General features: G+C 72.7%; 17 protein-coding genes. 4 read left to right on the forward strand and 13 right to left on the reverse strand.

What is annotated here, in order from left to right; genetic code table 11:
* Window positions 1-6: 6 nt before the first annotated feature.
* Both V1260_RS00845 and V1260_RS00850 read right to left on the reverse strand, forming a co-directional pair.
* The gene (locus V1260_RS00845) at window positions 7-801 is read right to left on the reverse strand and encodes a PIG-L family deacetylase (RefSeq protein ID WP_329744898.1); all 795 of its coding nucleotides are present in this window, start codon (window positions 799-801) and stop codon (window positions 7-9) included.
* Complete coding sequence (locus V1260_RS00850) at window positions 798-2,012, reverse strand: glycosyltransferase (RefSeq protein WP_329744899.1); 1,215 nt, start codon at window positions 2,010-2,012, stop codon at window positions 798-800. Before V1260_RS00850 ends, V1260_RS00845 begins: the two co-directional genes overlap by 4 nt.
* A 150-nt stretch (window positions 2,013-2,162) precedes the next feature.
* Between V1260_RS00850 and V1260_RS00855 the strand changes: the two genes are divergently transcribed.
* Entirely contained in the window at window positions 2,163-2,762 is a 600-nt protein-coding gene (locus V1260_RS00855) for a class I SAM-dependent methyltransferase (protein WP_329744900.1), read from the forward strand.
* Window positions 2,763-2,783: 21 nt separating this feature from the next.
* On the opposite strand, the gene V1260_RS00860 is transcribed toward V1260_RS00855, so the two are convergent.
* The 3 genes from V1260_RS00860 to V1260_RS00870 all read right to left on the reverse strand — a co-directional run bounded on the left by V1260_RS00860 (window position 2,784) and on the right by V1260_RS00870 (window position 5,197).
* Entirely contained in the window at window positions 2,784-3,425 is a 642-nt protein-coding gene (locus tag V1260_RS00860; RefSeq protein WP_329744901.1) for a response regulator transcription factor, read from the reverse strand.
* Window positions 3,413-4,750 (reverse strand): sensor histidine kinase, encoded by a 1,338-nt coding sequence (locus tag V1260_RS00865; RefSeq protein WP_329744902.1) that lies wholly within the window; start codon window positions 4,748-4,750, stop codon window positions 3,413-3,415. The genes V1260_RS00860 and V1260_RS00865 overlap by 13 nt, the downstream gene beginning before the upstream one ends.
* Window positions 4,751-4,840: 90 nt before the next feature.
* Entirely contained in the window at window positions 4,841-5,197 is a 357-nt protein-coding gene (locus tag V1260_RS00870) for a hypothetical protein (RefSeq protein WP_329744903.1), read from the reverse strand.
* Between the two features lie 165 nt (window positions 5,198-5,362).
* Between V1260_RS00870 and V1260_RS00875 the strand changes: the two genes are divergently transcribed.
* Complete coding sequence (locus V1260_RS00875) at window positions 5,363-5,782, forward strand: VOC family protein (RefSeq protein ID WP_329744904.1); 420 nt, start codon at window positions 5,363-5,365, stop codon at window positions 5,780-5,782.
* 20 nt (window positions 5,783-5,802) lie between these two features.
* On the opposite strand, the gene V1260_RS00880 is transcribed toward V1260_RS00875, so the two are convergent.
* Complete coding sequence (locus V1260_RS00880; protein WP_329744905.1) at window positions 5,803-6,558, reverse strand: phosphotransferase; 756 nt, start codon at window positions 6,556-6,558, stop codon at window positions 5,803-5,805.
* 86 nt (window positions 6,559-6,644) lie between these two features.
* Entirely contained in the window at window positions 6,645-7,484 is an 840-nt protein-coding gene (locus tag V1260_RS00885; protein ID WP_329744906.1) for a spermidine synthase, read from the reverse strand.
* A gap of 36 nt (window positions 7,485-7,520) precedes the next feature.
* Between V1260_RS00885 and V1260_RS00890 the strand changes: the two genes are divergently transcribed.
* Both V1260_RS00890 and V1260_RS00895 read left to right on the forward strand, forming a co-directional pair.
* Entirely contained in the window at window positions 7,521-8,108 is a 588-nt protein-coding gene (locus V1260_RS00890; RefSeq protein ID WP_329744907.1) for an AAA family ATPase, read from the forward strand.
* Window positions 8,105-8,827, forward strand: a complete 723-nt coding sequence (locus V1260_RS00895; protein ID WP_329744908.1) for a DNA alkylation repair protein — start codon at window positions 8,105-8,107, stop codon at window positions 8,825-8,827. Before V1260_RS00890 ends, V1260_RS00895 begins: the two co-directional genes overlap by 4 nt.
* Window positions 8,828-8,831: 4 nt before the next feature.
* Here V1260_RS00895 and V1260_RS00900 read toward each other — a convergent pair whose 3' ends face one another.
* The 6 genes from V1260_RS00900 to V1260_RS00925 all read right to left on the reverse strand — a co-directional run bounded on the left by V1260_RS00900 (window position 8,832) and on the right by V1260_RS00925 (window position 15,518).
* Window positions 8,832-9,848: an endonuclease/exonuclease/phosphatase family protein gene (locus V1260_RS00900; protein ID WP_329744909.1), complete on the reverse strand. Its 1,017-nt coding sequence runs from the start codon at window positions 9,846-9,848 to the stop codon at window positions 8,832-8,834.
* Window positions 9,845-10,282, reverse strand: coding sequence for an MmcQ/YjbR family DNA-binding protein (locus V1260_RS00905; RefSeq protein WP_329744910.1), 438 nt, complete (start codon window positions 10,280-10,282; stop codon window positions 9,845-9,847). Before V1260_RS00905 ends, V1260_RS00900 begins: the two co-directional genes overlap by 4 nt.
* Before the next feature lie 12 nt (window positions 10,283-10,294).
* The gene (locus tag V1260_RS00910) at window positions 10,295-11,065 is read right to left on the reverse strand and encodes a hypothetical protein (protein WP_329744911.1); all 771 of its coding nucleotides are present in this window, start codon (window positions 11,063-11,065) and stop codon (window positions 10,295-10,297) included.
* Between the two features lie 408 nt (window positions 11,066-11,473).
* Window positions 11,474-11,785 carry a putative quinol monooxygenase gene (locus V1260_RS00915; RefSeq protein ID WP_329744912.1) on the reverse strand — a complete coding sequence of 104 codons (312 nt, stop codon included), beginning with the start codon at window positions 11,783-11,785 and terminating at the stop codon, window positions 11,474-11,476.
* 7 nt (window positions 11,786-11,792) lie between these two features.
* Window positions 11,793-12,341, reverse strand: a complete 549-nt coding sequence (locus V1260_RS00920; RefSeq protein WP_329744913.1) for a type 1 glutamine amidotransferase domain-containing protein — start codon at window positions 12,339-12,341, stop codon at window positions 11,793-11,795.
* 498 nt (window positions 12,342-12,839) lie between these two features.
* A complete protein-coding gene (locus V1260_RS00925) occupies window positions 12,840-15,518 on the reverse strand; it encodes an excinuclease ABC subunit UvrA (RefSeq protein WP_329744914.1) in 2,679 nt (892 codons plus the stop codon).
* Between the last annotated feature and the right edge of the window lie 8 nt (window positions 15,519-15,526).

Below are 15,526 nucleotides of genomic sequence, written 5' to 3' on the forward strand. Positions count from 1 at the left end.
CCGCGGTCAGCAGCGCACGCGCAGGCCGGTGAGCATCCGCACCGCGTCGTCCTGGCCGCCGACGTGCCGGATCCGCAGCGTGCCGTCGCCCGACGGGTCCTCCCCGAGGACGGTGAACTGCGTGCCATAGGCCTCCGCCGCACGGCGCACCGACGCGGCGACCCCGGGGTGCTCCCTCCAGGAGAAGCCGGCGGCTCCCTCGTCGGCCGCGGACGGCTCCTCGCCGCTCGCGATCTCGAGCATCGGCAGCCCCGCTCGCGCGCAGGCGGCCGCGGTCACCCGGTGGGCGTGCACGTGATCGGGGTGCCCGTAGGTGCCGGCGTCGTCGTAGCCGATCACGACCTCGGGTCCTACGTGGTCGAGGAGGGCGAGGAGGTCCGCGACGGCGTCCTCCTCGGGGCGTCGGGTGAAGGCGTCCTCCCCGGAGCTCACGGCCGGGCCCGCGAGGCCCTCCCGGATCCAGCGCATCCCCGAATCGCGGTAGATCCGCGGGGCGGCGCCCGCGGCGAGGGCCGGGGCGGTGCCGAGCTGGTGCCGCTCGGGGATGCCGAGGGCGGAGGTCGCCGCGGCGATCTCGTCGTCCCGGATCTCGGCGAGGGGACGCGGATCGGAAGGGTCGACGGCGCCGGGCACGATCTCGCCCTCCTCGCCGCGGGTCGCGGTCAGCAGCACCACGCGCGTGCCGCGGGCGGCGAGGTCGGCGAGCAGCGCCCCGGTGGACAGGGTCTCGTCATCGGGATGGGCGTGGACGACCAGCACCGTGCGCGCAGCGTCCAGCAGCGCCCAGGGATCGGTGCTCATGCCGTCCCCTCCGGGCGCACGAGACCCTGGTACAGGGCGGAGAGCTGGGAGGCCGCGGCATCCCAGGTGCGGGTCGCCGCGAACTCGCGGGAGGCGGCGACGGCGCGCTCGTACCCCTCGGCGTCGCCGAGCAGGGTCTCCACGGACTCCGCCCAGACGTCGGGGTCGCGGGACTCGAGGACCACACCGCCCGGCCCCACCGCCTCCTTGACGCCACCGGCGCAGGACCAGGCGAGCACCGGGGTGCCCGAGGCCTGCGCCTCGAGGGCGACCAGGCCGAAGGTCTCGGACCAGCTGGTCAGCAGCAGGGCGCCCGCGCAGCGCATCGACTCGGCGAGCCGGTCGCGGTCCAGCGAGCCGACGAACTCGACGCGATCGGCGATCCCCAGATCCGCGGCGAGGCGCTCGAGCTCGTCGCGGTAGTCGCGGAAGTCCTCCGAGACCCCACCGGCCAGCAGCAGCCGGGCGTCGAGGGCCGGGTCGAGGCGGGCGAGCACCTCGAGCGCCAGATCGGGGGCCTTGAGCGGCTGGAGCCGCGCCGTGAACAGCAGCGTCGGCCGCTCGCGCCGGGAGGACAGATCGGGGCAGGGCCGGAAACGCTCGACGTCGACGCCCGGGCGGACCACGCTGAGCCGCTCCCCGGGCACGCCGTAGCGCTCGGCGACCGTGCGCGCCTCGGCCTCGGAGACCGCGACCACGAGGTCCGAGGCGGCGGCGGTGAGACGCTCCCCGGGGATGCGGCCCGCAGACTCCGCCGGTTCCCCGGCGTCGAGGGTCGTGGAACCGTCGGGCGCGGCGACCGAGTGGAAGGACTGCAGGTGCGGGAGCCCCAGCTCCTGCGCCACCGGCAGGGCGGCCACCCCGCTGAACCAGTGGTGGGAGTGGACGAGGTCATGGCCGCCGGCGCGGAGCGCCGCCTGCAGCGCCTCGCGGAACGGGGGGATCGCCTGCTCCATCGCGCTTTTCGCGAGCGGGGCGGCGGGGCCGGCGTCAAGATGGTGCAACCGCACCCCCGCGGCCACCTCGACGACGGCCGGGGCGTCGGGATCGCGGCGGCGGGTGAACAGGTCGACCTCGTGACCTCGCCGCGCGAGGGCGAGGGACTGCTCGAGGACCACCACGTTCATGCCGCCGGCGTCCGCACCACCGGGCTCCTCGAGCGGCGAGGTGTGCAGGGAGATCGCGGCGATCCGCGCAGGAGCGTCAGGCATGGCAGTCATAGTAGGCGGCGCCGCCCGACCCGATGTCGGGAAGCCGTGCGATGGGGGTTCGCGACGGGTTGTGTTCGCCTATGACGAAAACGGGGCGTCCTGGGTCACGAGAAGTTGAATAAGGAATCACGGTGGGACAGCCTGGCAGGCATGGATACGGCGCAGAAGGTGGACTGGGCGGCGCTGAACGCCCACGCGGCGGGTCGTCCTGCGCGCCGCCTGGTCTCGAGGGCGATCGCGACCGCTGGCGGCCAGCGCCATCCCGGGGTGGTGCTGGACCTCGGTGCCGGTGCCGGTGCCGACTCCCTGCAGTTCGCGCGGCACGGCTGGACCGTGCACGCCTACGACACCGATGACACCCTCGCCGCCCGGCTCGTCGAGAACGAGCGGATGTCCGGCTCGGTGCGCTTCCACCACGGGGACATCGCCGAGGTCGAGGAGTTCCCCGCCGCGCAGATCGTCTACTCGACGTACACGCTGTCCCTGCTGGGGCCCGAGGCGCTCGCGGTCACCTGGCAGCGCCTCGTGGACGCCCTGCCCCGCGGCGGGGTGATGGCGGTGGACGTCTTCGGCGTCAATGACACCTGGGCGGACCGACCGGACATCGCGACCCTCCCGCTCGAGCAGGTCGACGAGATGTTCCGCGACTTCCAGGTGATCGACCGCTCGATCCGCGACGAGGACGGCCGCTTCCTCGAGGACCGCAAGCACTGGCACGTCATCACGACGCTGGCGCGCAAGCTGCGCTGAGCCCGGCGTCGGGCCCGGTCCTCACCGCCCCAGGAGCGTCAGCACCGCGGTCACGCGGCGGTGCACCCCGGAGTCCTCGCTCAGCCCGAGCTTCGCGAAGAGGCGCTGGGTGTGCTTCTCGACCGCCCCGGTGCTGAGGAACAGACGCTGCGAGATGCCGGCGTTCGTGAGCCCCTCGCCCATCAGCTCGAGCACCTCCCGCTCGCGCGGGGTGAGGTCGTCGAGCGGGGTGCGCCGCCGGGAGGCGAGCACCTGGGCCACCACGTCGGGATCGATCGCGACGCCGCCCGCGGCTACCCGCTCGATCGACTCGAGGAAGCCGCGCAGGTCGAACACGCGATCCTTGAGCAAGTAGCCGGTCGCCCGCTCCCCGGACTCGATCAGCTCCGTCGCGTAGCCGACCACGACGTACTGGCTGAGCAGCACGATCGGCGCCTCGGGCCAGCTGGCACGGATCTCCTGCGCGGCCCGCAGCCCCTCGTCGCTGTGCGACGGCGGCATCCGGATGTCGGAGATGACCAGGTCCGGCCGCAGGTCCAGCGCCTTCACGACCAGTTCGGTGCCGGTCGCGGCGGTGCCCACCACCTCGTGGTCGGCCTCCTCGAGCAGGAGGCGCAGCCCCTCGCGCAGCAGCGCGGAGTCGTCGGCGATCAGGACCCGCACGGGATCACCGCCTCGATCCGGGTGCCGTGCCCGGCGGGGGACCGGACGTCGAGGCGCCCTTCGAGCGAGGCGACCCGCCCCGCGAGCCCGGCGAGCCCGCCGCCGGTGCGCAGCTCCGCCCCGCCGCGTCCGTCGTCCTCGATCCTCACGCGCACATCCTCCCCGATCCGCGCCACCTCCACCACGACCTCGGTGGCGCCGGAGTGCTTGGCGGCATTGGTCAGAGCCTCGGACACCACGTAGTAGAGGCCGATCTCGACGTGCTCGGGCAGATCGAGCTCGGGCACCTCGACCCGTGTGGGGAGGGGGGAGATCGCGGCGAGCTCCTGCAGCGCGGCGGGCAGCCCCCGGTCCACGAGGATCGGCGGGGCGATGCCGCGGGAGAGCCGACGCAGCTCGTCCAGGGTCGAGCCGAGCTGCTCGCGGGTCTCGCGCAGAACCTGCTGCGCTCGCTCCGGATCCTTGGCGGCGAGCGCCTCGACGCGCGCCAGATCCATCGAGGCGCGGACCAGCCGCTGCTGGGGTCCGTCGTGCAGGTCCCGCTCGAGCCGCCGCAGGGCGGTCGACTCGGCGGAGCGGCCCGCCGCCCGCGACTCCTCGGCGCGCACCAGGAGCTGCTGCTCCTCGTAGCGGGAGCTGAGCAGGCCGCGGCCGACGCTGCGGTGCAGCGCGGTCAGGCCCCTCGTCACGGGGCCGACGGTGAACAGGAAGAGCAGGCCTACGACGACCTGGAGCGTGATGTCGATGGTCAGTGCCAGGGGCCCGGTGAAGCCGAGCAGGTCCGCGAAGGCGCTGCGGTCGTCGGCGGGCAGCACGTTCTCGAGGATCAGGGTCGCGAGCGGTCCGCCGACGGTCCCGATCGCGCCGAGGACCCAGGCGAGCGCGAGGGGGAAGGTGATCAGCGAGAGCAGGAAGTTCACCAGCACCCACAGCGAGTCCAGCCAGCGCTGGGGGTCGGTGAGCGGGGTGACCGTCCGCCGCATCCAGCCGGCTCCGGCCGGTGACCGCTTCGGCAGCGGGGTCGGCAGGTGATGACCGAGGACGACGGACTGCAGTGCCCGTTCGGCGCTCGCGAAGCCGCGGGCCACGAACACGCCGCCCACCAGGATCGGCAGGCCGATCCACACCACCACGGTGCCGATGCCGGCCGCGAGCAGCGTGATCACGAGGGAGAAGCCCACGGTGCCGAGCACCACGGCGAGGAACGAGTAGGCGAGGAAGCGGCCGATCCGGGAGGCCCAGGCGCCCGGTGTCCACTGCGGGACGGGGCGCGCCGGCTGCGCGGCGGGGTCCGCCGACGGGTGGGGGAGGGTCATCGAGGTCATGGCTCCACTCTGGTGCCGGACGGCTCCGGCCCCCATCCTGCCACCGGGCCGGAGGATGTCGGGCTGGCCCGACACCGGCAGGGCCGGTGGTCAGCGCGGCGCGGGGCGATCCTGCCGCTCAGCGCGGCCCAGCGCCGCCAGCACGGTCCGCACCACGGCGGGGAGGGTCGCCGGCTCGTGCAGGTGGGCGCCGTCGGCCGTGGGAGCGGCGACCACCCAGCGCGCCACGCCCCGACGCCGCATCCGCCCGATCTCGATGCTGCGCCCCAGGGCGAGGGGGATGAGCAGGGCGCCGCTCGGCGAGACCTGCAGGCGACGGTGCAGATCCGGGCGGCTCTCGAGCAGCAGCGTGCGGATCCGCTCCCGCTCCGCCTGTGGGGAGGCGGGGCCGGTGGTGGGCCGGTGGGGGAGGACGGGGCGTGCGGGGGAAGGACGCGTGCGCGACATGCTCGCACCCTAGGGAGGGGGTCCGACGCCCGAGGGGGCGGTCGGAGGCCTCGACCTCCGACGCGCCGCCGGTCTCGCCGGGTCCCTTCCGCGGAGGATCCGCCGGGGCTACGGTGATCTCCTCGGACCCTGCACCGTGCACGGTCCCTGCCCCGGGAGGCCGCCGTGAGGCTGCGCTGGTACACCGTCGTCCTCGACAGCATCGACCCGACCGCCCAGGCCCGCTGGTGGGCGCAGGCGCTCGAGGGCGAGGTGGTCTTCGAGTCCGCCGAGGAGGCAGTGGTGATCCCCGGCGACCTCCCGCCCGAGATCCGGGAGCGGGAGTCGGTCCCTGCCGCGGAGTGGCATCAAACGCCGCCGGGGCTGTGCTTCGTCGCGGTGCCCGAGCGCAAGGCCGTGAAGAACCGGCTGCACCTCGATCTCGCCCCGCATCTCGAGGACGACCGGGAGGCGCAGATCGAGAGGCTGATTGCGCTCGGCGCCCGCCGGGTTGACGTGGGTCAGGACGAGGACGAGGTCACCTGGACCGTCCTCGCCGATCCCGAGGGCAACGAGTTCTGCGTCCTCTCCTCCCGGGACTCCTGACCCCTCCGGCCCGCTCGCGCTCAGCGTCGCAGCGCCCGGGCCCAGACCTCCCGGTGCCGGGCGACGTGTTCGGCCGCGGCGCGCCAGTGCGCGCCGTGCCCGGTGGTGAACATCGTCCCCCACGGCTCGCGACCCTCGGCATGGGACCGGCGCAGGAGCTCGTGCATCGCCGTGGTGCGCTCCGCCATCGCCGCCGGGAGCTCGGCGCGCAGCGCGGGGCCTGCGCCGTAGCCGTCGACCAGCGCGGCCAGGCGGGGCGCCGCCGAGTGGGGACTCTCCTCCACGTCGTTGAGGGTGAAGGCCTGGGCGGAATACGCGAGGTCCCACAGGCGCGTGCTCGGCGCCGCACCGTCCCAGTCGATGAACACCCAGCGCTCGCCGATCACCAGGTTCCAGGGGGCGAGATCCCCGTGGCACACCAGATCCGCGTCGGTCCCGGGCTGCGGGATCAGCGGGACCCAGCCCGGCTCCTCCGCGTGGCGGAACCCCTCGCAGGCGTCATGGATGGAGCGGATCATCGCCCCGACCCGCGTGAGCTCGCCCTCGGAAAGCCGCGGCCCTCCCAGGGCGAGGGTACCGGGGACGTACTCGAGGACCTGCCGGCCCTGCTCGTCCCGTCCGAGCGGTGCGGGGACGTCCACCCCTGCGGCCGCAACGGTGCGCAGGAGCTCGTGGACCGCGGGCGTGGCGTGCTCCCAGGGCTTGCGCACCGTCGCGCCGACGCGGACCACCCCGGCGGTCGCGTTCCCTCCCTCGAGCGGCTCCTCGTGCTCCATGGCGTCACCGTAGCGCGGGCGCTCGTCGGAGCCGGGCACAGCCTCTCCGCCCGCCGCGCAGTCCTGTCTCCTCGCGCCGCGGCTGATCAGGTGCGCGGGCGCCCCGCCCCGAAGGCGCGCTCGGTCTCCACAGGGTCCAGCACGGCCGCCGGATGAGGTCCCGCCGCGAGCCAGGCCGCACGCCACTCCTCAACCTCGGGGGAGGCGAGCGCCCCGCCCGCGAGCAGCACGACGTTGCCGTCGGCCGGGCGGCTCAGCAGCTGCGCGTCGGTGAGCGCCCACACCCCGGGCAGGCCCGCGCCCGCCGCCGCCTCCTCCAGCTCGCGCACCTGCGCCGCGAGGAAGCGCTGGCCGGCGTCGTCCCCGACGTTCACCAGCAGCAGACCGTCCGCATCCAGGTGCGCGAGCGCCTCGGCGTAGAACGCTGCGGTCGCCAGATGGGCGGGGGACTCCTCCCCGGAGAAGACGTCGAGCACGATCGCGTCGAAGCGCCTGTCCGTCCGGGTGGCGAGCTCCTCCCGTGCATCACCGATCACGACTACGAGATCGGTCCCCTCCGGCAGCGGCAGCGCCGCGGTGACGAGGCCGGGCAGCTCCCGCTCGATCTCGACCACCAGCTGCTCCGAGCCGGGCCGTGTCGCCTGCACATAGCGGACCAGGGTCAGCGCCCCGCCGCCGAGGTGCGCGATGCGCAGCGGTTCCCCGGCCGGCCGCACCGCGTCGAGCACGTTCCCCATCCGTCGCAGGTACTCGTGGACCAGGCGCGTCGGGTCCTCGAGATCCACATGGGACTGCTCCACCCCGCCGATCAGCAGGGCCCAGCCGCCCACGACCTCGTCGGCCACGATCCAGGCGGGCTGATCGGAGAAGGACAGCTGCGCCTGGCGCGGCGAGCCGGGGAAGGACGGGGCAGAGGAGGAGCTCATGGGGACATTGTGGTCGCGGTCGCGCAGAATGACGGGATGACAGCACTGGCCGGCGCAGTGAACGTCCCCGTCCTCCTGTTGCTCAACGGTGCCCCCGGCAGCGGCAAGTCCACCCTCGCCGCGCTCCTCGCGGCGCGGCGTCCCCTCGCGCTCGCCCTCGACGTCGACCAGCTGAAGCACTCCCTCGGGGATTGGGAGGAGGACCTCCCGGCCGCGGGCCTCCAGGCACGGCGCCTCGCGCTCGCCCTCGCCGGTCGACACCTCGCCGACGGGCACGACGTGCTGATCGGTCAGTATCTTGCGCGCACCGCGTTCCTCGACCAGCTCGAGGCGCTCGCCGAGGAGCACGGGGCGCGCTTCGTCGAGGCCGCGCTCGTGGCCGATCCGTCGACTCTCGCCGAGCGGCTGGCCGCCCGGCGGGCCGCGCCCGACCGGCCCGAGCAGGCCGCCAATGATCGTCACGTCGGACCGGCCGACGCCGCCGTCCACGCCACCGCGCTCGACAGGCTGCTCGCGGGCCGTCCCCGGGCGCATCGGCTCGAGGCGGCACGCCCCCGCGAGGAGCTGGTCACGGCGCTCAGCCGTATCCTGGATGCCCCCGAGATCCCGCAGGAGCACCCATGACCGCCGCCCCGCAGCGCACCGAGTCCGAGCTCGCCGCCGAGGTCGCCGCGCTCCACGAGGAGCTCGCCGCGCTCGCCGACGACCGCATGCGCGCGGTCAACGCGAAGCACGGTGACGACCACGCCGTGAACCTCACGAAGCTGCGCGCGGTCGCGAAGCGGTTGAAGACCCAGCCCGAGCTCGCCCGCGCCCTGTGGCAGACCCCCGCCGAGGACTCCACCCCGAAGCTGCTCGCCCTGCTGATCTCCCGGCCCACGCAGTACAGCGAGGCGGAGCTCGATGCGATGCTGCGCGAGGCACCCACCCCGAAGGTCCACGAGTGGCTCGTCAGCTACCTCGGGAAGAAGAGCCCGCACCGCGAGGCGCTGCGCGAGGCCTGGTTCGCCGACGCCGATCCCGTCGTCGCGAGCGCCGGCTGGGCGCTGACCAGCGACCGGGTGGCGAAAGCCCCCGCCGGCGAGGTGCCGGACGGCCTCGATCTCGACGCCCTCCTCGATCAGATCGAGGCGGAGATGAAGGACGCCCCCGAGCGCCTGCAGTGGGCGATGAACCAGTGCCTCGCCGAGATCGGCATCCACGATGCCTCCCGGCGCGGGCGCGCCATCGCGATCGGCGAGCGGCTCGAGGTGCTGAAGTACTACCCGACCCCGCCGAACTGCACCTCGCCCTTCGCCCCGATCTGGATCGACGAGATGGTGCGCCGCGCCGAGAGCGCCTGAACTGTCAGGAGACCGCGTCGGTCGCGGTGCCTCCGAGCGCCGGGGCAGCGCGCACCAGCAGGGCCCGGTGGTCGGTGCCCGGGACCGTCAGATAGGTCGGCACCGGGCCCGAGACGCCCTCCCCGGCCAGCGCATGGTCGATCCGCGCGAAGGGCGGCGCGGTGCGGCCGACGGGCCACGTCGGCTCCCACAGCCCCTCGCCCCGCCCGCGCCCTGCGACGGCGAGGCTATGCAGGGAACCGTCGGCCGTCAGCTCCCGCATCGTGTGATGCTGCTCGATCGCGTTGAAGTCCCCGACCAGCAGCAGGTTCTCCTGCGCGAACGGCGCGACCATCTCGCCGACGGCGGCGGCGTCCCGCGTCCAGGCCTCGGCGCCCAGCTGCGGCGGCGCGGTGTGGACCACGCCGAGGTGCCAGAGGCTGCCGTCGACGGTGGTGGTGGCGAGGAGGTTGTCGAAAACGGTGCCCTCGGTGCTGGCGACCAGGTCGACCGGGGTCCGGGAGAGCAGCATGGTCCCGCCGGCTCCCTCCCGGGAGGTGCCGACGCGGTGCGGGAAGGCTTCGAACATCCCGGCCGCGGCCAGGCTCGCCTCGAAGTCCGGGGTGATCTCCTGGATCGCGACGGCGTCCACCCCCTGCCGGGAGAGGCTGCGGAGCTCCTCCACGTCCGCACTGCCGTACTCGACATTGACGGAGAGCACGCTGAGGGTCCACGGCGTCGCGATCTCGGGGTAGGGCTCCCGTTCCGGTCCGGGCAGCATCGGCCAGGCGAGGGTCACGGCGAGCGCGAGGGTCAGCGCCGCGCCGAGCAGCCGCCACCACGAGCGGAGCACGAGCACCAGGCCGAGGCAGGCGAAAAGCAGCGGCGCCCACAGCAGCGGGATGAAGCTCGCTGCGGCGATCACGACCTGGTGGGCGGTGTGGAGCAGGGTGACCTGGCGCAGGAGCAGCAGGGTGGCGGTGCCGAGCAGGCCGAGGGTCAGGAGCACCCAGCCGGTGCCGCGGAGCGTGCGGCCGATCATGCCGCCGGCCCGTCGACCGGTGCGACGGGCCCGTCGGCCCGTGGGGAGCCGGGGACGCCGGCGAGGAAGGTCGCAGGGTCCACCGGCCGACGCGCTCTCGGCAGCGTCTCCACCACCAGCAGGTACGAGTCGGTCACCAGCTCCCGCACGAACTCCTCGGTGAGCGTGCCGCCCGGGTTCAGCGTGATCCAGTGCCGCTTGTTCATGTGATAGCCGGGGGTGATCTCCGGATGGGTCGCGCGCAGCACCTCCGCATCGCGCGGCTCCGCCTTCAGCACCACGACGGGGATCTCCTGGACCGGGATGAGCAGGAGGAACACCTTCCCCAGCACCTTCGCGACGTCGACCTCGGGGCCGAAGGGCCGCTCGAAGCCAGCGGCGGGCAGCTCCAGTGCCCGGGCCCGGGCGATCTCCTGCAGGTCGACCCCGTCCATCCGCGTCCCCTCTCAGGCCTGTTGCTGGATGATCCCGATCTTCTGCCACACCTTACGGGCCATGTCCGAGGTCAGCGCCTCGATCCCCTCGACCGCGTCGAGCACGTCGCCGTCGGTGGTGTGTTCCGCGAAGAGCGCCGCGCTCTTGCCCACGAGCGAGAGCATCTCGGTGCAGAAGTCGAGATAGCGGGTCAGCTCCGCGCGGTCCAGGTCCAGCCCGCCGTCCTCGCGCGAGCCGCGCTCGAGCCGCTCGGGCACCTTGGTCAGCTGGTGCATGTCGATCACGTGGGCCAGGGAGCGCAGACGGTGCAGGATCCGCAGCACGCGCGCCCGCTCCATCCTCTCCGGGATCCGCAGCAGGAAGAACACCGCGATCCCGGCGAAGACGAGGTCGTTGATGATCGTCTCGAGCAGCGGGAGCATGTCCAGCGGGCCCAGCACGTCACGCTCCGCGAACAGGTCCACCGCCGCGAGCGCGACCGCCCCGCCGAGGAACAGCGCGACCGCGAGCATCGCGAGCCGCGAGAGCAGCCGTGCGAGCCGCACCCGTCGGCGGCTGATGCCGGTGCCGGCGTTGATCTCGTCCACGAGCCCCACCACCTCCCGGCACACCTCCCACAGCGTGCGATCGGGGAAGCGGGTCATGATCCGGTGTTCGAGCGCCGCGGCCGAGCGGCGCACCGCCTGCCCGTCCAGGCGCTGGAAGCGGCTCGAGGAGGGCGGCTCGTCGGAGTGATCTTCAGGGCGGGGCGCGGGGGCCGACGGGTCGGTGGTCGGAGACATGCAGCGAGGCTAAGGGATCCGACGGGAACGGGAGTGCGTCGACCCCGAGCTCACCTGGGGACCCCTCGAGCGCCCGCAGGTCCGCGCCGGGACCGTCGGCCTCGGCGACGGCCATCGAGGGTGCGCGGCGCCACGGAGGCAGCACTGCCCTGCCGACCATCGAGGAGGGGCTGATGCGACAGCGGGGCGGCATGGCGGTCTGGGTGCCCCCTGAGGGGACCATCGGCCGCCAGCGGGCAGCGCACCTCGCACGGTCCTGGATCGGGACGCCCCGGGGATCGGGGGGGGAGGGGGGGGGGAGGGGGGGGGGGGGGGGGGGGGGGGGCAAAAGGGCTGGTAGCTAAAGAGCGGTGGCCACGGCTGTGGAGCCGATCGGGCCGCACCCCGATGTCCATCGAGGCTGATGCTTTAGGCGGTCTCGCCGGGCAGCTTGTACGCGATCACGTCGACGTTCTGGATGCTCGGCTCGGTGCTGAACAGATCAGCTCCCTGCGCAGCGAGTGCCTGGCCGACGCCACCGGAGAGGTGGGTCTGGCGGGCCTCGTCGTCGGGGAACACGTCGAAGATCCCGAAGGTGGATTCGTCGAACTGCAGGGCGAACCAGGCTCGCGTACCCTCCTCCTGCTCGACGATGGGGCGGGCGCCGCGGAGGAAGTCCGCGACGTCCTGCTCCTTCCCGGGCTTCGCGTGCACGACGACTGACAATGCAGTGTTGATCATGGTTTCCTCACTTGCCCTGGCTGAACAGCTCGACCATCGCGGCGTTGAAGGCCGGGAGATCCTCGGGCGAGCGGCTGGTGATCAGGTTCCCGTCGCGCGCCACCTCTTCGTCGACGACGTTCGCTCCGGCATTGCGCAGGTCGGTGCGGATGCTCGGGTACGAGGTCAGCGTCCGACCCTTCGCGACACCGGCCTCGATCAGAGTCCACGGTCCGTGGCAGATCGCGGCGACCGGCTTGTCGGCGACCATGATGTCGCGCACGAACCCGACGGCGTCGGTGTCCATCCGCAGCTGATCCGGGTTGACCGTACCGCCGGGAAGCAGCAGGGCGTCATACTCGTCGGCCGAGGCGGACTTCACCAGGGCATCGACCGAGAATGTCCCGGCCTCGTCCAGGTCGTTCTCGCGGGCCTTGATCTCGCCCTCGTGCAGCGAGAGCAGCACGGTCGTGGCCCCGGCGTCCTGAAGAGCCTGTCGCGGCTGCTCGAGCTCCACGCGCTCGACGCCGTCCGCGGCCAGGATCGCGATCCGTTTCCCTCGAAGGTCGTCTGCCATGTTGTGCTCCGTTCTGTGGGAGGTGACGGCCTGCCCGTGCGGGCGGGCCGCACGCTGTCCGTACCGGGCAACGTGGTTCGGGTGCAGGACGACTCGCGTGCAGTCGTCGTTGCGCTCATCGGAGTGCCGGCGGGTGTCGGCTGCCGACTCTCGGGCCGGGTCCCGGGAGACGGTGAAGAAGCTTCGGCCCGGAGGTCTTCGCTGACGTTCCGTCATCGACGGTGGGCCTTCTTCGCCGGGGCCTGGCCGAATATGAGCGCCTGCCCCTTCGCCAGTGTAGGCCTCGTACGTCAGGGACGGGGCGGACGGGGCCATCTCATCCGGGACTCCGGGACTCCGGGGCTCCGGGTTTCCGGGAAGCCGGGGGCACGAGGGCGTCGACGCCGCAGCAGGACGTCCGGTCAGCGTCGTTCGAGGGTCACCGATCAGGTGACGCAGCCTGCTCGTCCGATGCGCTCCCTGCGCGAGGTCATCGCCCTCGACGCAGCCGTACGACCCTCACGTCCGGGAAGCGGCCTCCCGGAGCGCGGCCTCGAGGTACGGTGCCGATGCACCGGCTCCGGACGAGGCGACCTGCGCGGGCGTGCCGGAGGCGATCACCGTGCCGCCATCGTCCCCCGCGCCGGGCCCGAGGTCGATGACATGGTCGGCCACGGCGACGATGCGCATGTCGAGCTCGACCGCGACGACGGTGTTGCCTGCGTCCACGAGGGTCTGGAGATGCGTCACGAGCCGGTCGGAATCGGCGCTGTGCAGCCCGGAGGTCGGCTCGTCCAGGACGTAGAGGGTGTCCCCGCGCTGGGATCGTTGGAGCTCGGAGGCGAGCTTCACCCGCTGCGCCTCACCTCCGGACAGCTCGGTGGCCGGCTGCCCGAGGCGGAGATATCCGAGGCCGACGTCGACCAGCGCCGCGAGTGACCGCATGATGTCGAACTCGCCGTGGAAGAAGTCGTGGGCCTCCTCGACGCTCATGGCGAGGATCTCCGCGATGTTGCGGCCGCGCCAGGCGATCTCCAACGTGCTGGACTGGTAGCGGGTGCCGTGGCAGTCAGGGCACTCGGTGTAGACCGAGGGGAGGAAGAGCAGCTCCACCATGACGGATCCTTCGCCCTTGCAGGTAGGGCAGCGTCCGCCGGTGACGTTGAAGGAGAATCTGCCCGCCTTGTACCCGCGAGCGCGAGCCTCGGGCGTCTCCGCGAACCTCCGCCTCACGTGGTCGAACAGTCCCGTATAGGTGGCGACGTTCGAGCGTGGGGTGCGACCGATGGGCTTCTGGTCGATGCTCACGACGCGGCGCACGCCGGCGACGTCGCCGCGGATCTCTCCCTCGAGCTCGTCGGGTTCGTCCGACAGCAGGAGCTCGTCCCCTTCGGCGGGGGCGGCGTCCTCCGTCTGGTCTGCTCGTCCCTGCCGTTCGCCGAGCAGCGCGGGCAGTGCCTGGCTGACCAGGCTGGACTTGCCTGATCCCGACACTCCGGTGACGGCGGTGAACACCCCGAGCGGGAAGGAGATCGACAGGTCGCGCAGGTTGTTGCGCGTGACGTGCTCGAGCCTCAGCCATCCCTTCGGTTCGCGAGGCGTCCGGCGGGGCAGGCCGCTGCCCCCGAAGACATAGCCGCGGGTGACGGACTCCTCCACCTCGGCGAGCCCTTCGAAGGGCCCGCTGTAGACGACACGCCCGCCGCGCTCACCCGCGCCGGGCCCGATGTCGACCAGCCAGTCCGCGTGCCGCATCACATCGATCGAATGCTCCACCACGAACAGGCTGTTGCCCCGGCGCTTGAGCCCGTCGAGGATGCCGAGCAGGGCGCTGACGTCCTGCGGATGGAGACCCGCGGACGGCTCATCGAGCACATAGACCACACCGAACAGCTCAGAGGTCAGCTGGGTCGCGAGCCGCAGCCGCTGCAGCTCGCCGCCGGAGAGGGTGGGGGTGGTGCGGCCCAGGGAGAGGTACCCCAGACCCAGATCGATGATCGGCCGCAGTCTGTTGACGAGTTCCGCGCCCAATCGCGCTGTCGCGGCCAGCTTCTCGACCGAGCGGTCAGGCGACATGCGCGCGTCCTCGAAGGCCGCGGGCGCGGATCCTCCGGCGTCGACCGGCTGCCCGGCGTCGCGCCGGTCAGCCCGGCCACCTGTGCGGCCCGCCGACTCGGCCCCGTCGAGAGCTCCGGCAGCTCGCTCGACCGCCTGGTCGATCAGCGTCGAGAGCTCCGCGAGCGGCAGCGCGGAGAGATCTGCGACGTCGAGACCCTCGAACGTCACGGACAGGGCCTCCGGCTTCAGCCGCTTCCCATGGCAGGCAGGGCAGGGAGCAACCGAGAGGAACTCCGCCACGCGTCGCTTCATCGACTCGCTCTTGGTGTTCGCGAACGTGTCGAGCACGTACCGACGCGCGCCGACGAAGGTGCCCGAGTAGCTCGGTTCGACGCCCGCCGCGGTTGCGGCCCGGGCCTCGGAGAGTGTGAGCCGCGAGTAGACCGGGACATACGGCGTCTCGTCCGTGTAGAGGATCCAGTCCCGATCCTCCTTCGGCAGATCCTTCCAGGACACATCGACGTCGTAGCCGAGCGCGACGAGGACATCGCGCAGCTGATGACCGTGCCAGGCCGTCGGCCAGGAGGCGATGGCCCGCTCGCGGATCGTCAAGGAAGGGTCCGGCACCATCATGTCCTCGGTGACCTCGTACACCCGGCCGATGCCGTGGCACTCCGGGCATGCGCCCTGCACGGTGTTGGCGGAGAAGTCCTCGGCGTAGAGCATCGGCTGATCATCGGGGTAGTGGCCGGCCCGGGAGAAGAGCATGCGCACCAGCGAGGAGAGCGTGGTGATGCTGCCCACCGAAGACCGCGCGCTGCGCCCCCCGCGCTGCTGCTGAAGAGCGACGGCCGGCGGCATGCCCGTGATGGAGTCGACGTCCGGGACGCCGGCCTGGTCGATGAGGCGACGGGCGTAGGGAGCGACGGACTCGAGGTAACGGCGCTGGGACTCCGCGAACAGGGTTCCGAAGGCCAGGGAGGACTTTCCCGAGCCGGAGACGCCGGTGAACACCACCAGAGCGTCGCGGGGGACCGTCAGGTCGATGTCCTGGAGGTTGTGCTCGCGAGCGCCGAGAACCTGCACGTCGGGCTGGACGGGTGTGGAGTCGGACGGCGCGGACCTGCGTGCTTCGGCCATGCCGGTGA

Origin of the sequence: Brachybacterium sp. J144, from assembly GCF_036321705.1 — a bacterium.
GTDB lineage: Bacteria > Actinomycetota > Actinomycetes > Actinomycetales > Dermabacteraceae > Brachybacterium.

Coding starts and splice junctions, on each gene's coding strand:
- V1260_RS00845 (WP_329744898.1), bottom strand. CDS start 801: ATGAGCACCGATCCCTGGGCGCTGCTGGACGCTGCGCGCACGGTGCTG.
- V1260_RS00850 (WP_329744899.1), bottom strand. CDS start 2,012: ATGCCTGACGCTCCTGCGCGGATCGCCGCGATCTCCCTGCACACCTCG.
- V1260_RS00855 (WP_329744900.1), top strand. CDS start 2,163: ATGGATACGGCGCAGAAGGTGGACTGGGCGGCGCTGAACGCCCACGCG.
- V1260_RS00865 (WP_329744902.1), bottom strand. CDS start 4,750: ATGACCTCGATGACCCTCCCCCACCCGTCGGCGGACCCCGCCGCGCAG.
- V1260_RS00870 (WP_329744903.1), bottom strand. CDS start 5,197: ATGTCGCGCACGCGTCCTTCCCCCGCACGCCCCGTCCTCCCCCACCGG.
- V1260_RS00880 (WP_329744905.1), bottom strand. CDS start 6,558: ATGGAGCACGAGGAGCCGCTCGAGGGAGGGAACGCGACCGCCGGGGTG.
- V1260_RS00885 (WP_329744906.1), bottom strand. CDS start 7,484: ATGAGCTCCTCCTCTGCCCCGTCCTTCCCCGGCTCGCCGCGCCAGGCG.
- V1260_RS00890 (WP_329744907.1), top strand. CDS start 7,521: ATGACAGCACTGGCCGGCGCAGTGAACGTCCCCGTCCTCCTGTTGCTC.
- V1260_RS00895 (WP_329744908.1), top strand. CDS start 8,105: ATGACCGCCGCCCCGCAGCGCACCGAGTCCGAGCTCGCCGCCGAGGTC.
- V1260_RS00900 (WP_329744909.1), bottom strand. CDS start 9,848: ATGATCGGCCGCACGCTCCGCGGCACCGGCTGGGTGCTCCTGACCCTC.
- V1260_RS00905 (WP_329744910.1), bottom strand. CDS start 10,282: ATGGACGGGGTCGACCTGCAGGAGATCGCCCGGGCCCGGGCACTGGAG.
- V1260_RS00910 (WP_329744911.1), bottom strand. CDS start 11,065: ATGTCTCCGACCACCGACCCGTCGGCCCCCGCGCCCCGCCCTGAAGAT.
- V1260_RS00915 (WP_329744912.1), bottom strand. CDS start 11,785: ATGATCAACACTGCATTGTCAGTCGTCGTGCACGCGAAGCCCGGGAAG.
- V1260_RS00920 (WP_329744913.1), bottom strand. CDS start 12,341: ATGGCAGACGACCTTCGAGGGAAACGGATCGCGATCCTGGCCGCGGAC.
- V1260_RS00925 (WP_329744914.1), bottom strand. CDS start 15,518: ATGGCCGAAGCACGCAGGTCCGCGCCGTCCGACTCCACACCCGTCCAG.